Below are 855 nucleotides of genomic sequence, written 5' to 3'. Positions count from 1 at the left end.
TTCTTGTACCGCTCCTCGTCGAAACCGGGTGGCCGTCCTCCGCCTGACCCTTTGCGCAGGCGGGCGGTCTGGCTGTCGGCCTTCTCGGGAATCGTGTGCTGGATGCCCCGGCGCCGCAGGTACTCACGGCACGGGCCGTTGCTGTAAGCCTTGTCCGCGGCCAGGCTGTCCGGCCTCTTCCGGGGCCGTCCCGGCCCGGGGCGAGGGACGCGGATCTTTTCCAGCACGGGCTTGAACTGCGTGCAGTCCGCCCGCTGTCCGGGTGTGACGATCAAGGACAGCGGGCGGCAGCGGCCGTCCGCACTCAGGTGGAGCTTGGTGGTGAAACCGCCGCGCGAGCGGCCCAGGCCCTCGCCTCCTGCACCACCTCCACCAGGCGGGCGACGAGGCTCTGCCACGGCGTCTCGTCCTGGTGTTCTGCCGCTGCGTCCCCCTTTGAGGGGGGAACCGGCGGCGGGTCGGTGCGCGCGCCGGCAGCGTGCTGATGTGCTCGCACGATGCTGGAGTCGACCGAAACGCCCCAGTCGATCTCCCCGGCCGCGTCGGCCTCTGCCTGGATCTGCCGGAGCAGACGTTCCCAGGTTCCGTCGGCCGACCACAGCCGGTGGCGTTCATAGACCGTCTTCCACGGACCGAACCGTTCGGGCAGGTCACGCCACTGAACACCGGTTCGCACACGGTACAGAATCCCGTCGATCACCTGCCGGTGGTCCCGCCACCTGCCACAACGCCTGTTACTGACAGGCAGGAACGGCCGCAGCCGTTCCCACTCGGCATCACTCAGATCACCCCGCCCCATGTCCGCATCAACGACCCGGACGCGAGGCAGTCACATGATCGACCGGACAAGTCCTA

Annotated in this window: 1 protein-coding gene; it reads right to left on the bottom strand. The window is 68.7% G+C overall.

The features are described from left to right. A protein-coding gene (locus G5C65_RS39960; protein ID WP_420903415.1) for an IS5 family transposase occupies positions 1 to 799 on the bottom strand; the annotation gives its coding sequence in 2 pieces (ribosomal slippage) (positions 1 to 467 and positions 470 to 799; 797 coding nt annotated over the 2 pieces). This gene is flagged as partial in the annotation. Positions 800 to 855 lie beyond the last annotated feature (56 nt).

The organism is Streptomyces boncukensis, from assembly GCF_011045075.1.
In the GTDB taxonomy this organism is placed as follows: domain Bacteria; phylum Actinomycetota; class Actinomycetes; order Streptomycetales; family Streptomycetaceae; genus Streptomyces; species Streptomyces boncukensis.
The sequence above is the reverse complement of the archived record's forward strand: the minus strand, read 5'-3'. Positions and strand labels throughout refer to the sequence as shown.